This window comes from Nocardia sp. NPDC019219, assembly GCF_040632645.1.
Taxonomy (GTDB): Bacteria; Actinomycetota; Actinomycetes; order Mycobacteriales; family Mycobacteriaceae; genus Nocardia; species Nocardia sputorum.
In genome coordinates, this window is sequence record NZ_JBEYCG010000002.1 from 46,544 (window position 1) to 60,741 (window position 14,198).

The following is a 14,198-nucleotide window of genomic DNA, read 5'->3' on the forward strand; positions in this document are numbered from 1 at the left end:
GTGCCGGACCAGCAACCGAGTGGCATGCCGGACCAGGCCGCGGCGCCCGGTCCGGAGGCGGCGTTGCGGGAGATCGGCTTCTGGCTCGAGCGCTCCCGGGCGGAAACCCATCGGGTGAAGGCGTACCGGCGCGCCGCCGACGTCGTGGCGGGATTGACCGCCGACGAGCGCGAGGCGCGCCGGGCGGCCCGCAGCTGGACCGAGCTCGCGGGCATCGGACCCAAGACCGCCGCCGTCATCGAACAGGCGTACGCGGGTGAGGTGCCGCGCTACCTGGCCGAGTTGCGCGCGGCCGCGCAGCCGATCGGAGCCCCGGGCAAGCCGTTGCGGGAGCGACTGCGCGGCGATCTGCACACGCACTCGAATTGGTCCGACGGCGGCAGCCCGATCGAGGAGATGATGCGGGTGGCGGCCGCGCTCGGGCACGAATACTGCGCCCTGACCGATCATTCGCCGCGCCTGACCGTGGCCAACGGATTGTCCGCCGACCGGCTGCGCAAGCAGCTGGACGTAGTGGCCGAGCTCAACGAGCGGATGGCGCCGTTCCGCATCCTCACCGGCATCGAAGTGGACATTCTCGACGACGGCGCCCTCGACCAGCAGGCGGATCTGCTTGCCCGGCTGGACATCGTCGTGGCGAGCGTGCATTCGCACCTGCGCGACGACAGCGCCACCATGACCAAACGGATGGCGTACGCGGTCGCCGACCCCAACGTCGACGTGCTCGGCCACTGCACCGGGCGGCTGGTCGCGGGTGGACGCGGCACCCGGCCGGAGTCGACGTTCGACGCCGAGGTGGTGTTCGAGGCATGCCGCACCTACGGCACCGCCGTGGAGATCAACAGCAGGCCCGAACGACTCGACCCTCCTTCGCGCTTGCTGCGACTCGCGGCCGAGATGGGCTGTCACTTCTCGATCGACACCGACGCGCACGCACCCGGCCAGCTCGACTGGCAGGGTTACGGCTGTGAGCGCGCGGTCGCGAACGGTGTCGCGGCGGAACGGGTGATCAACACCTGGCCGCTGGCGGATCTCCTCGCCTGGACTCGCGCGCAAGGGTGACCGCGGGGTCAACTATTGTCGAATACTCCGACATTGCCTGTGTCGGAACTGAATTGCCGCCGAGAATGAGGGCTACACGGATTGCTGGGGGTGGGATCAACTGGTGGGCGACTTTCCGCTCGAAATCGTACTCGCGCTCATCGGTATCGCCGTGCCCGTCGGGGCGTTCCTGTGGGAGTTCGTCTTCGCAGGCCGTAGGCGACTCGGCTATCGGGTACAGATGGACACCCCGGTCACCGGTGAGATCGAGTCGGTGTTCCCCGGAGTGCTGCCGCAGCTGCGCCCGTCGTCCGACGGGGCCAGTCCGGACCTGAAGGACATCTCGGTCGTGCTGGTGCGCATCGAGAACAGTGGCGTCACGACGATCGATACCCATGACTACAAGGCGCCGGACGCCGCGCGGATCGGCTTACACCTGCGCTTTCCGCAGCGCAGGGTGATCGGGATGGCGGTGAACGAACTCAGCGATCCGGCGCTGGCCGACAACCTCGACGCCGACTCCGGCATCGCGGTGCGCGAGGACACCGGCGGGCACATCGGCGTGATCGATCTGCCGAAGGTGCCGCTCGGTCCCGGCGATCATTACAAGATCCTGGCGATCCTGCAGCGTTCCGAAGGCGTCGGCGAATATCCGCAACCGGTGCTGCGGGGCGGCATCAAAGGCGGGCGGATCACCGAGACTCGCAGCCGCACCGGGATTCCCCTGATGATGGTCGCGCTCACCGTGTTCTTGGTGCTGGTGATCGTCGTCCAGCTGGTGGTGGCCGCGCTGGAGCCGTCGCCGACGCCACTGAACTGCGCCTCGGGAAAACTGACCGTGGTCGGGTCGTCGGCGTTCGGACCGGTGCTCGAGGAAGCCGCCCGGCAGTACCGGAAGCGTTGCACCGAGGCGGATTTCGCCTTCGGCTTCGAAGGCACCGAGCGCGGATTGGACCGGCTCGCCGAAGAGGGCGGGGGCAACGCAGGGTTGCTCGCCATCACCGACGGCGCGAAGGGCAGTGGTTATCCGGCGTTGGTGCACCGTCCGCTCGCGTTGTCGCTGTTCGCCCTGGTCGTGCATCCCGGCGTCGGGGTCCGCGGTCTCACCGTCGCCCAGGTCCAGGATCTGTACCGGGGCAAGATCGGCAACTGGCGGGCGGTGGGCGGTCCGGACCTGCCGGTGGTGCTGGTCAACCGCACCCCGGGCTCGGGTTCGCGGAACACGCTCGAGCGCAGGTTGCTCGACGGCTCCCAGCCGGATCGCTCGCACCTGAGCTGCACGGCGCTGAAGGGCACGGTCATCACCGAGCCCGCGCACTGCGAGGTGCAGGTGACCGCCGACATGCGCAAGGCGGTGGCCGAGATCCCCGGCGCCATCGGCTATGCGGAGTTCTCCGAGGCCGTCGACGCGGGTTTGCCGACTCTCGTGATCGACGGTGTGGCCCCCGGCCGCGACGCCGCTGTGCGGCGCACCTATCCCTTCTGGGGAGTCGAGTACGCCTACAGCAACGGGGAGTTGCCCGGGGACTCGCTGGCCGCGAGTTTCCTGCACTTCCTGACTGATCAGACCGGCAAAGAGGTGCTGCGCGCGCACGGCAACGCACCGTGCGCCGACCTGCCCGACCCCGGCCGCTGCCTGCCGGATCAGTGAACTCCGCGCGCTGGGAGCGCCGAGGTGCCGGTGGGCTGGGCGACGATGACCGCATGACGAAAGTCCCTCTGCGCGAGTTGAATCGGACGCTCCTGGTCCACACGACGACTTCGCCGCGCCGCTGCGCGATCGCTCGGTGGTGCGCTCCACCATGATTCGACGGGGGCGAACCCCTTTCGCCCGGCGCTTCCCGGGCAGGCACCCGCGCGGACTCGCCGAAACCGGCGAGCTGCTGGTGCCGCTGACGCACGGCCTCGAGCCAGACGTATGGAGCGGTGGCGCGATCGGCACGTCACGGTCGGGCCGGAGCCGAAGCCCTGCTGCGGTTCGTCGTGGCCGGTGACGACGCCACCCGGCCGGCCACGATCCGCAGGTCGTCCTCGACGGGTGATGCGCGCTGCGGTCGACAAGGCGGGGCCTCCGGCTTACCCATCGGTTGCCGAACGAACGCTGGGCGGCGCGATTTTTCCCGAACTGTTTGGTTTGAAGATCCCCGTCTGAGGTACCTCCCTCTCGGCCCCCCTGCTCATGCCGACGGCGTGACCAGGCCAACCAAGCCCCATGGACGGCGGTGCAGCTAGGTCTTCACCCCCGCCGCGGCGGCCACTTAGTTCAGTTCGGCGCCCGGTACTCCGAGTGCTGGGTGAATGCGAGTGAGTGCTATTTGGTTGTCCCTGGAAGGAGGGTCATGAGCGCGCTTTCCGTGCCGATTTCCGCGCAGGCGTCGTCCGATCTGGAGATGCCGTCGTGCGACTACTTGTCGACAGACCGTTCCAGCGGCCCGTTTCGCATCGCGATGGTCGTGCCGCCGTACTTCGACGTGCCGCCCAAGGCGTACGGCGGCGTCGAGGCCGTGGTGGCCGATCTGGTCGACGCGTTGGTGGCCCGTGGCCACGACGTCACGCTGCTGGGCGCGGGGGAGCCGGGGACGAAGGCGAAGTTCGTGCCGGTGTGGGAGCGGGCGCTGCCCGAGCGGCTCGGGGAGCCGTTCCCCGAGGTCGTGCACGCGCTGCGGGTGCGCCGCGCCATCGAGGAGCTGGTGGCCACCTCGGGTATCGATCTGGTGCACGACCACACCTTCGCGGGCCCGCTCAACGCGACCGTCTTCCAGAACATGGGCTTGCCGACGGTGCTCACCGTGCACGGGCCGGTCGAGGACGACATCTACCGCTACTACCAAGATCTGGGCGACGAAGTGGCGCTGGTGGCGATCAGCGACCGCCAGCGCGAACTGGCGCCGGGTCTGAATTGGTCCGGGCGCGTGCACAACGCGCTGCACGTCGACGATTGGCCGTTCCGGGTGGAGAAGGACGACTACGCGCTGTTCCTCGGCCGGTTCAACGAGTGCAAGGCGCCGCACCTCGCGCTGGAGGCCGCGCACGCCGCCGGGATCCCGCTCGTGCTGGCGGGCAAGTGCAGCGAGCGTCCGGAGCAGGCCTACTTCGAGGCCAAGGTGCGGCCGCTGTTGACGGAAAACGATCACGTGTTCGGTCTCGCCGACGCGGCGGCCAAGCGTAAGCTGCTTGCGAATGCGCGTTGCCTGTTGTTCCCAATCCGCTGGGAGGAACCGTTCGGCATGGTGATGATCGAATCCATGGTCTGTGGCACGCCGGTGGTCGCGCTGCGCGGCGGGGCGGTGTCCGAGGTGATCGTCGACGGCGTGACCGGCCGCATCTGCGAGGATCCCGCCGAGTTGCCCGCGGCCATCGAGGAGGTCAGGGGCATCGATCCGTACGCGTGCCGAGCCCACGTGCAGGCGAATTTCGGCTCCGACACGCTCGGCTTCGGTTACGAGCAGGTGTATCGCCGGGTGTTGCGTTCCAAGAAGCGGTTCGGCGCCGCGCCGGTGGACCTCGCGGCGCCTGCTGCCGCGCCGCTCGACGACGCCCCGGCGCCCGGCGCCGCGCCGATCCGGATCGCGGCGAGCGGATAGGCGTGACCGATTCCGCACCGTTGAGCCCCGCCCCCCTGAACTCCGGTGAGCCGACCGGGTTCGGGGGGTGCGGTTCGGTGACCCTGGTCGAAGGCGGCACGTTCTGCCTGTCCAATCGGCTCGGCGACGTCGAACCGGGCAAGCCGCACGGATTGTTCTTCCGGGACGCGCGCGTGCTGTCCCGCTGGGAGTTGCTGGTGAACGGCAAGCCCGCCGAGTCGCTTTCGGTGCTCAGTCCGGAGGCGTTCGCCGCCAGGTTCGTGTTGCGCAGGCCCCCGCAAGCGGGCCTGGCCGACAGCACGCTGCTGGTGGTGCGCGAACGGATCGTGGCCGACGGCATGCACGAGCTGATCACGTTGGAGAACATGGGCCGCGAACCTACCGCGGTGCTGCTGGAACTGCATGTGGATGCCGACTTCGTCGATCTCTTCGCGGTGAAGGAGGGCCGCGCGGGGCACGCGCGGGCCGACGTGACGGTCGCCGACGGCGAACTCGTGCTGCACGATCACGCCGACCGCAGCCGGGGGATCTCGATCTCGGCGACCGTGGAACCGGAAGTTCTCCCGGGTTCGCTGCTGTGGCGGGTGATCGTGCCGGTCGGCGAATGCTGGCAGACCGAGATCATCGCGCAGCCGACGGTGGGCAATCAGCGCTTCCAAGCGATCTCGCCGGGCGAGCACTACGGGGTCAGCGCGCCGGGCCGAAAGATCGAGGCGTGGCGTGACACCGCCACCGACATCGCCGCGTCCGACCCGGCGCTCACCCGGGTGCTGCGCCGCACCGAAAGCGATTTGGGCGCGTTGCAGATGCACGACGAATCCGGCGATGCCCGGCCGTTCGTCGCCGCGGGCGCGCCGTGGTTCATGACCCTGTTCGGGCGCGACAGCCTGCTCACCGCGTGGATGGCGCTGCCGCTGGAGGTCGATCTGGCGCTGGGCACGTTGCAGCAGCTGGCGGAACTGCAAGGCCAGGACGTCAACCCGCTCACCGAAGAGGAACCAGGACGCATCATGCACGAGATGCGCCGCGGCCCGGCCGGCGGGCAGGTCTTCGGCGGCAACATCTACTACGGGACCGCCGACGCCACACCGCTGTTCGTGATGCTGCTCGCCGAATGCCATCGCTGGGGCGCCGACCCGGAGGCGATCCGGCAGATGCTGCCCGCCGCCGACGCCGCGCTGCGCTGGATCACCGACTACGGCGACCGGGACGGGGACGGCTTCGTCGAGTACCGCCGCGCCACCGACCGCGGCCTGATCAACCAGGGCTGGAAGGACAGCTTCGACGGAATCAACGACGCCACCGGCCATATCGCCGAGGCGCCCATCGCGCTGTGCGAGGTACAGGGTTACGTGCACGCCGCGATGCTGGCCAGGGCCGAGCTGGCCGAGGCGTTCGACGACCCGCGGCTGGCCGGCCTGCTGCGCGAACGCGCCGCGGAGTTGCGCGTCAAGTTCGCCGAGCAGTTCTGGCTGCCCGACCGCGGCTGGTACGCCGTGGCGCTGGACGGCGGTAAGCGTCAGGTCGACGCGCTGACCAGCAACGTCGCGCATTGCCTCTGGTCGGGCATCGCCACCGACGAGCACGCGGCGGAAGTCGTGGCGCGCCTGGCCGGTCCGGAGATGGACTCCGGCTTCGGACTGCGCACTTTGGCGTCGAACATGGGCGCCTACAACCCGATGAGCTATCACTGCGGCTCGGTGTGGCCGCACGACACGGCGATCGCGGTGGCGGGCCTGCTGCGCTACCGGCACGTGCCCGGCGCGGTCGAGCTGGCGACGCGGCTGGCCACCGGTCTGCTGGACGCGGCGGCGGTGTTCGACGGGCGCCTGCCGGAGTTGTTCTGCGGCTTTCCCCGGTCGCGATTCGCCACGCCGGTGCCGTACCCGACCTCCTGTTCGCCGCAGGCGTGGGCGAGCGCGGCGCCGCTGCTGCTGGTGCGCGCCTTCCTCGGACTCGACCCCGACGCGCCGACCCGGACGCTCAGCGTCCGGCCGCAGCTGCCGGCGCGGTGGGGGAAGGTCTCGCTGCGCGCATTGCGGCTCGGCGCGACCACTGTCGACCTGGAGGCCGAGGGCGCGCAGATCACCGCGGCGCGCCTGCCCGACGACTGGCGGCTGGTGACCAGATGAGGCGCACCGGTTGCCGCGAGGCACGAGCGGGTATGCCTCCGGCGTAAGGATATTGGCAAGCCCTTCTCGCACTGATCCGCAGCACGGGAGGTGCACGATGCAGACATCACTGGATACGCAAGACCTGTGGCGGGCCCGATACCGGGACTGTTCCGCGGAGCCGTCGACAGATCTCGACATGGATCGCGCATTGTTCATCCGCAGCGTGCACGCCGGTCACGGCCCCGAGTGCCGCCAGTACCTCGCTGCGGCCGCGTATTGTCTCGACCACGGGGACGAGCACTGACCCGACGGCACCGCGGCGACGAGTAGCGCACTTCCCGCCCGTCGAGGTTCCGGTTACAGAATCGCGAAGGCGACGACCAGCCCGAGCGCGAAATGCGCGGCCGCCACCACGAGCACCTCGGTGGTGTAGGTGTCGGCGTGCAGCGCGGCGCCGATATCGATGCCGAGCGCACGCTCGATGACGCGCACCGAGATGACCTGGGCGACAATGCCGACCAGGCCGAACACCAGCGCGGCGATCAGACCCTCGGACAGCTTGCCACCGCCGCCGACGGCGAAGATGGCGAGCACGACGATGAACGCCATGCTGATCATGCCCGCCGCGGTGACGATGATGGCGTTCGGCTTGCCCGTCACCACCAGCTTGCGCAACTTGCCCGGCGTGGTCAGGTCGATGGCGTAGAAGCCGACGAGCATGAGTACCAAGCCGACGAGGGCGTAGAGGATGATCGCTCCCACACCCTCGCCCAGCGAACTCCAGTACCCCGATTCCAGGGCGACTGCGGTCATCTTGATCCTTCCGAGACGGGTTGGCGTACGGCCGAGACGGATTCGTGTTCGACGGTGGCGATGCTCAATCGGTGATGCGGTGCGGGACGAAGGCTGAGCCGTCGTCGGTGATCAGTCCCGCGGTCTCGCGGATGCCGAGGCCCGCCGCGGCGTCGCCGACGATCCACGCGCCGAGCACCGGGCGCATGTCGTCGAATTCCGGTAGCGGGTCGAGCAGCTGGTACACGTAGCCTTCCTCGCCGTAGACACCGCCGGTCGCGGTTTCCAGACCGGCGCCGACGATTGTCATGTTGGCGCCTTCGCGTCCCAGCTTCGGTTTGCGGATGTACTCGGTGAGCTCGTGCGGCGAGTCGAGGTAGGCGGGCAGCAGATTCGGGTGGCCAGGGTACATTTCCCACAGCACCGCCAGGATCGCCTTGTTGCTCAGCAGCGTCTTCCACAGCGGTTCGATCCACATGGTCTCCGGCAGGCTGTCCACGACGCGCTTGCCGAACTCGTCGTCGAGCACCCACTCCCATGGGTAGAGCTTGAAAATCGCCTCGATCGGGGCCTCCGCCAGATCCACGAAACGTTCCAGCTCCGAATCGAATCCGATTTCCTCGATCGGCAGCGCCACGGTGTCGAACCCGGCCTCGGCCGCGGTCTCCTGCATGTAGGCGGTGGTGACGTTGTCCTCGCCGGTGGCGTCCGCGCCCGACCAGCTGAAGTGCAGTTGCGCGGTGGGCAGCACGTCGCGCAGCTCACCCCACCGCTCGACCAGCTTCTCGTGCAACGAGTTCCACTGGTCGCCGCCCGGGTAGCGGTCGGTCAGCCAGTGCCACTGCACGATCGCCGCCTCCAGCAGCGAGGTGGGCGTGTCCGCGTTGTACTCCAGCAGTTTCGCCGGACGCCGCGCGTCGTAGCGCAGGTCGAAGCGCCCGTACACGTACGGGTCGGAGCGCCGCCAGGATTCCGCGATCGGGCCCCAGCTCCACTCGGGCAGGCCGAAATCGGCGTACCGCTCGGTGAGCACGATGTGCTCCACCGCGTTCAGGCACATCGAATGCAGGAGTTCGACGTCGGCCTCCAACGCGAGGATCTCCGACATCTCGAACTCGTAGTGCACCGACTCGTCCCAGTACGGGCGCGGCTGGCCGCTCGCGTCCCGGCCCGGGGACCCGTAGACCAGACCCTGGCTTTCGATGGTCTGCTGCCAGCCCGCCCGGGGCGTATCCCGCACGCGTCGCATCTACGACCCTCCGCCGGTGCTCTTGCTGCCCAGGCCGCCGCGCTGGATCGTGGTGCCGCTCTTGGTCTTGATCTCGGCGCCTTTCGGTTTGATCGTGGTGCCGCCCGTCGGCGGTTTGCCTATGGTGCCCGTACCGCCGTAGTAGTAGCGGTACTGCGGGCCACCGCCGAGGATGATCAAGCCCGGGTTGACGCCGGTGTCGCTGATGAAGCCGGGACGGCCGTCGCCGCAGTACGAGTCGTCGACCACGATCTCCTGGCCGTTCTCGGTTCGCACGCACTGCGCCGTCACCCGGTCCGGCGCGGCCAGCGCGCGATAGGCCAGATAGCCGCCGCCGACCAGCGCAGCGACGCCGACGATGGCGACACCGCCGATCATGACTCGCTTGCGGGTGCGCTTCTTGGCTTCCTCGGCCCAGGCGGCCGCGCGCTGTTCCTCCTCGGCGCGCTTGCGGGCCTTCTCCCTCGCTCGCGCCTCGGCCACGGTGGGCGGACGGGGCTGCGTGACGCCTGCTTCCTGGCGCTGAATACTGCCGGGCCGCGGCGGAACGGAGCCTGCCGGACGTTCGCCGCCCGGGCCGCTCGCCTCTCCGGGCGACGGCACCGAAGCCCCCGTGGACCAGTCGTTGCCGGGCTGCTCGGCGTCACCGGGACCTGGCCGTTCGGTGGCCCGGGAGACGGGCGTCGACCGATCCTGTTCGTCGCCGGACGCGGGCGTGGCCGCAGTGGCGGGCTGCTCGTCCTCGCTCGGGCGCTGCGGCCCGGACGGCCGCCCGGGCTCGTCCCGGCGCTCGTGCTCACCCGGATTCCGCGTGCTCACCGCTGCGCCCCCCTCGTCGCCCGAACCACCACTACCGCTCCTCGAAACCGGTCAAATCACCCCGCGCGGGCTCCCAGCTTTCCACAACCAACCTCACCTGACCAGGTGTATCGCCGGATCGCAAGTAGGCGAGCAACCGCTCGCACGCGGCTCGCGGCCCCTCGGCGACCACGTGCACGCGGCCGTCCCTGGCATTGGTGGCGTGCCCGACCAGGCCGAGTTCCAGCGCCCGCGACCGGGTCCACCAGCGGAAACCCACACCTTGGACCAGGCCGTGCACCCAGGCGCTCAACCGAACGGCCTCGTCCATCAGGCCTCGACGTCGAACGACAGCGTTACCTTCGATCCCGCCTTCAGCGTTCGTCCCACCGTGCAGACCTTGTCGATCGCGCGCTGCACGGTGACCAGCAACCGTTCGCGGGCCTCGTCGTCGAGTTCGCTGAGGTCGAGCTCGAACACTTCCTCCAGGTGCGGGTACACCTCGTTCTCCCGGTCGGCGTCGCCGGAGACGCGGATGGTCGCGTCGAAGTTGTCGCCGAGTTTGCGCGACAGCGGGAAGTCCGCGCTCAGGCCGGAGCAGGCGGCCAGCGCGATCTTCAGCAGCTCGCCGGGGGTGAACACACCGGGAACGCCCTGCGAACCGATCAGGACTTCGGCGCCGCGGGAGCTGCGCCCGGTGTAGGCCCTGGTACCGGTGCGCTCGACCCACAAGGTGGTCGGTTCCGGCGCGCTCGGCGCCGCGGTGGCGGGTGTAGCGGTCTGTTCAGCCATGGGTTCGATCCTGCCATTGTCGTCGCAATCAACTCGCGCGCCTGGCAACGCCGCGCCAGGTCGCGCCATTCCGCGCGGTCGGCGGCCCGTGGCCGGGATTACTACTCCTGGAACCGGTAACCCATGCCCGCCTCGGTGAGCAGGTGCTTGGGGCGCGACGGATCGTCCTCCAGTTTGCGGCGCAATTGCGCCAGATAGACCCGCAGGTAGTGGGTCTCGGTGGCGTAGGAGGGGCCCCATACCTCGCGCAGCAGCTCACGCCGCCCGACCAGCTTGCCTCGGTTGCGCACCAGCATCTCGAGCATGCCCCACTCGGTGGGGGTCAGGTGCACGGTCTCGCCGCGCTTGGTGACCTTCTTGGCGGCCAGGTCGACGGTGAACGAGTCGGTGGTCACGACCGGCGCCGAGGCGTCGGGATCGGTGGCGCCGCGCCGGACCGCGGCGCGCAGCCGGGCCAGCAGCTCGTCCATGCCGAAGGGCTTGGTGACGTAGTCGTCGGCGCCCGCGTCCAGCGCTTCCACCTTGTCGGCGGAATCGGTCCGCGCCGACAGCACGATCACCGGCGCGGAGGTCCAGCCGCGCAATCCGGCGAGCACCTCGATGCCGTCCATGTCGGGCAGGCCGAGGTCGAGAATCACGACGTCCGGGTGCCGGTCGGCGGCCGCGCGCAGGGCCGCCCCGCCGGTCGCGGCTGTGATCACCTCGTAGCCGCGGACGGACAGATTGATCCGCAACGCGCGCACGATCTGCGGTTCGTCGTCGACCACGAGCACCTTCGTCGCCACCGCCTCGGACGTCTTCGGAACCACCGCAGCCTCCTGTGTCGTCACGGACACCTCACTCACCCGCGTTCGTCGTCTCGTGCGCCACGGCCCCGCCCGCGCCGTCGGCTTCCGGCGGCTCGCCGCCGGGCAAGTCGACCAGCATGGTCAATCCTCCCCCCGGGGTCGGCTCGGCATGCACCGTGCCGCCCATCGCTTCGACGAACCCGCGCACCACCGACAGGCCGAGCCCGACGCCGGTGGTGTTGTCGCGGTCGCCCAGGCGTTGGAAGGGTTCGAACAGCTGTTCCTCGGTGCCGTGCGGGACACCGGGGCCGGTGTCGACGACGGCGATCGCCACCCGGTCGCCCGCGCGTTCCGCGGTGATCCGGACCGTGCCCGCGCGGGGCGCGTGCCGCAACGCGTTGTCGACGAGGTTCGCCAGCACGCGTTCCAGCAGGCCGCTGTCGGCGCGCACCGAGACGTCGCCCACCTCCACCCGGACCCGGTCCACCGCCGCGCGCCGCAGCCCCCGCGCGCCCATCCCGACGCTCACCAGTGCGCGGTGCACCGCCTCGTCCAGGTAGACCCGCCGCACCTGCGGGGTGACCACGCCGACCGCGAGCCGGGAGGAGTCGAGCAGATTGCCGACCAGCGCGGTGAGTTGATCCACCGATTCCTCGATCGTCTCCAGTAGTTCGGCGGTGTCCTCCGGGGAGAACTCGATGTCGTCGCTGCGCAGGCTGGACACCGCCGCTTTCGCCCCGGCCAGCGGGGTGCGCAGGTCGTGGCTGACCGCCGAGAGCAACGCCCGCCGCAGCCGGTCGGCCTCCAGCAGGGCCGCGGCGGCGCCGGCCTCCTCGGCCAGGCGCGCCTGCCGCACCAGCGCGACGGCCTGGTTGGTGACCGCGTTGAGCACCGGGCGGTCCGCCGCCGCCAGCGGGCGGCCGGACAACAGCAGCCAGTGGTGGGCGTCGCCCGCTTCCACCACGGTGTCGGCGTCGGAGGGCTGGCGCGGCGGGTCTGTGCCCACCTCGGCGAGCACTCGGTCGCCCGCTACCAAGCCGACCGCGCGCTGTGCGAAGACCTCCCTGATCTGTTCGAGCAGCCGGGGCAGATCCGCGCCGTGCAGGATCGCGCCGGAGAACATGGTCAGCAGCTCGGCCTGCCGGGACGCCTTGCGCGCCTGAGCGGTTCGCTTCGCGGCCAGATCGACCAGCGCCGCCACCGCGACGGCGACGATGAGCAGCACCACCACGGTGATGAAGCTGTTCGGCTCGGCGATGGTGAGGCTGTAGCGCGGCGGCGCGAAGAACCAGTTCAGCAACAGGCCCGACAGCAGCGCCGAGAACGACGCGGGCACGACGCCGCCGAGCAGCGCCACCGCCACTACGCCGACCACGAACACGGCGCTGATCCCGCCGAGATCCAGCACGTCGTCGAGGTAGGCGGCGCTGATCGCGCAGACCAGGGCCGGTACCAGAACGGCGGCGAGCCAGGCCGCCACGGGGCGGCGCGGATGCACAGCGGCGTACCGGAATCCGCGGTGGGCCTCCTCGTGCGTCACCATGTGCACGTCGATCTTGCCGGAGCGCTGCACCACCGTGGCGCCGATGCCCTCGTCGAAGACCCGCGCCCAGCGCGAGCGCCGTGAGGTGCCGAGTACGAGCTGGGTGGCGTTCGCCTCGCGGGCGAAGTCGAGCAGCGCGGTGGGCACGTCCGCCCCGGTGACGGTGTGCAGCGAAGCGTTCAGGCTCGCCGCCAGCTCGCGCAACCGCGCCAGCCGCTCGGTGGAGACCCCGGCCAGGCCGTCGCCGCGCACCACGTGCACGACCACCAGATCGGCGCTGGATTTGGTGGCGATCCGGCTCGCGCGCCGCACGATCGTCTCCGATTCGGGGCCGCCGGTCACCGCCACCACGACGCGTTCGCGCGCCTCCCACAATTCGGTGATCGCGTGGTCGGCCCGGTACCTGGCCAGCGCGGCGTCGACCTGGTCGGCCAGCCACAGCAGCGCCAGCTCGCGCAGGGCCGTGAGGTTTCCCGCGCGGAAATAGTTCCGCAGCGCCGCGTCGATCTTCTCGGCGGCGTACACGTTGCCGTGGGAAAGCCTGCGCCGCAACGCTTCCGGGGTGATGTCGACCAATTCCACCTGGTCCGCCCCGCGCACCACCGCGTCGGGCACGGTCTCGCGCTGCTGGATGCCGGTGATCTGCTCGACGACGTCGTTGAGGCTCTCCAGATGCTGCACGTTGACCGTGGAGATCACGTCGATACCCGCGTCGAGCAGCTCCGCCACGTCCTGCCAGCGCTTCTCGTGCTTGCTGCCGGGCGTGTTGGTGTGCGCCAGCTCGTCGACCAGCACCACCGCGGGCGCGCGCCGCAGCACCGCCTCGACGTCGAGTTCCGGGAACCTGCCGCCGCGATAGTCGATCATTTTCGGGGGTACGCGCTCGATGCCCTCGAGCAGTTTCGCGGTCTTCTCCCTGCCGTGCGTTTCGACCACCGCGGCCACCACGTCGCGACCGCGCTCCAGCCGCCGGTGCGCCTCGCCGAGCATGGCGTAGGTCTTGCCGACTCCCGGCGCGGCGCCGAGGTAGATACGCAGCTGCCCGCGTTTCACGCCTTCATCATCGCGCGTCGCGCTGCTCGGGCCGAGCACCCCTCGATCGTCACCGACTCCGTGTCACCGCCGCGCATCATCCGCCTCGATCACGACCGGTATCGGCCGCGGTGCCTGTTCGCGAACCCCGAACGCGCGGATGACCAGCGCGCAGCAGACGAATGCGACGACGACGATCATTGCCGACATTGTGATCCTCTCTTCCCTCCCGGCTGGACGGCACCGGTCGCGCTGGAATCATCCCGCCCGGCCTGCTCTCCACTTACTACCGTCGCCAGACGGCCGGACCTCGATATTTACGGGGTGTTGACGGTCCGTCCGTGTTCCTTGACGCCATCCTTGCGGGCGGCGCGTGACCGTCAACGAACCGCAAATGCCGAGTATCGAGGCGTCAAGAAGTCGTCAGGAACCGACGGGACGCGCCATAGGCGCGCTTCACTCGCT

General features: G+C 69.8%; 11 protein-coding genes. 4 read left to right on the forward strand and 7 right to left on the reverse strand.

The genetic code is table 11. The features are described 5' to 3' along the window. Window positions 1-24 precede the first annotated feature (24 nt). The 4 genes from ABZ552_RS04540 (at window position 25) to ABZ552_RS04555 (ending at window position 6,757) form a co-directional block, all read left to right on the forward strand. The gene (locus tag ABZ552_RS04540) at window positions 25-1,062 is read left to right on the forward strand and encodes a PHP domain-containing protein (RefSeq protein ID WP_357435610.1); all 1,038 of its coding nucleotides are present in this window, start codon (window positions 25-27) and stop codon (window positions 1,060-1,062) included. Window positions 1,063-1,165: 103 nt separating this feature from the next. Beyond that, window positions 1,166-2,692 carry a substrate-binding domain-containing protein gene (locus ABZ552_RS04545; RefSeq protein ID WP_281917676.1) on the forward strand — a complete coding sequence of 509 codons (1,527 nt, stop codon included), beginning with the start codon at window positions 1,166-1,168 and terminating at the stop codon, window positions 2,690-2,692. A 739-nt stretch (window positions 2,693-3,431) separates the two neighbouring features. Continuing rightward, a complete protein-coding gene (locus tag ABZ552_RS04550; protein WP_281919524.1) occupies window positions 3,432-4,625 on the forward strand; it encodes a glycosyltransferase family 4 protein in 1,194 nt (397 codons plus the stop codon). Window positions 4,626-4,645: 20 nt separating this feature from the next. Beyond that, window positions 4,646-6,757, forward strand: a complete 2,112-nt coding sequence (locus tag ABZ552_RS04555) for a glycogen debranching N-terminal domain-containing protein (protein WP_281880818.1) — start codon at window positions 4,646-4,648, stop codon at window positions 6,755-6,757. A 339-nt stretch (window positions 6,758-7,096) separates the two neighbouring features. On the opposite strand, the gene ABZ552_RS04560 is transcribed toward ABZ552_RS04555, so the two are convergent. The 7 genes from ABZ552_RS04560 to ABZ552_RS04590 all read right to left on the reverse strand — a co-directional run bounded on the left by ABZ552_RS04560 (window position 7,097) and on the right by ABZ552_RS04590 (window position 13,754). Continuing rightward, window positions 7,097-7,552 carry a DUF350 domain-containing protein gene (locus tag ABZ552_RS04560; protein WP_281878477.1) on the reverse strand — a complete coding sequence of 152 codons (456 nt, stop codon included), beginning with the start codon at window positions 7,550-7,552 and terminating at the stop codon, window positions 7,097-7,099. Between the two features lie 64 nt (window positions 7,553-7,616). Beyond that, complete coding sequence (locus ABZ552_RS04565) at window positions 7,617-8,780, reverse strand: glutathionylspermidine synthase family protein (RefSeq protein WP_281878478.1); 1,164 nt, start codon at window positions 8,778-8,780, stop codon at window positions 7,617-7,619. Beyond that, window positions 8,781-9,599, reverse strand: coding sequence for a hypothetical protein (locus ABZ552_RS04570; RefSeq protein WP_281917677.1), 819 nt, complete (start codon window positions 9,597-9,599; stop codon window positions 8,781-8,783). It abuts the gene before it with no gap. A 31-nt stretch (window positions 9,600-9,630) separates the two neighbouring features. After that, window positions 9,631-9,909, reverse strand: a complete 279-nt coding sequence (locus ABZ552_RS04575) for an acylphosphatase (RefSeq protein WP_357435613.1) — start codon at window positions 9,907-9,909, stop codon at window positions 9,631-9,633. Next, window positions 9,909-10,370 (reverse strand): OsmC family protein, encoded by a 462-nt coding sequence (locus tag ABZ552_RS04580; RefSeq protein ID WP_281878480.1) that lies wholly within the window; start codon window positions 10,368-10,370, stop codon window positions 9,909-9,911. Before ABZ552_RS04580 ends, ABZ552_RS04575 begins: the two co-directional genes overlap by 1 nt. A 101-nt stretch (window positions 10,371-10,471) precedes the next feature. After that, window positions 10,472-11,179, reverse strand: a complete 708-nt coding sequence (locus ABZ552_RS04585; protein ID WP_281878481.1) for a response regulator — start codon at window positions 11,177-11,179, stop codon at window positions 10,472-10,474. A gap of 28 nt (window positions 11,180-11,207) precedes the next feature. Beyond that, the gene (locus ABZ552_RS04590) at window positions 11,208-13,754 is read right to left on the reverse strand and encodes a sensor histidine kinase KdpD (protein ID WP_357435615.1); all 2,547 of its coding nucleotides are present in this window, start codon (window positions 13,752-13,754) and stop codon (window positions 11,208-11,210) included. Between the last annotated feature and the right edge of the window lie 444 nt (window positions 13,755-14,198).

Coding starts and splice junctions, on each gene's coding strand:
- ABZ552_RS04540 (WP_357435610.1), top strand. CDS start 25: ATGCCGGACCAGGCCGCGGCGCCCGGTCCGGAGGCGGCGTTGCGGGAG.
- ABZ552_RS04550 (WP_281919524.1), top strand. CDS start 3,432: ATGCCGTCGTGCGACTACTTGTCGACAGACCGTTCCAGCGGCCCGTTT.
- ABZ552_RS04560 (WP_281878477.1), bottom strand. CDS start 7,552: ATGACCGCAGTCGCCCTGGAATCGGGGTACTGGAGTTCGCTGGGCGAG.
- ABZ552_RS04565 (WP_281878478.1), bottom strand. CDS start 8,780: ATGCGACGCGTGCGGGATACGCCCCGGGCGGGCTGGCAGCAGACCATC.
- ABZ552_RS04575 (WP_357435613.1), bottom strand. CDS start 9,909: ATGGACGAGGCCGTTCGGTTGAGCGCCTGGGTGCACGGCCTGGTCCAA.
- ABZ552_RS04580 (WP_281878480.1), bottom strand. CDS start 10,370: ATGGCTGAACAGACCGCTACACCCGCCACCGCGGCGCCGAGCGCGCCG.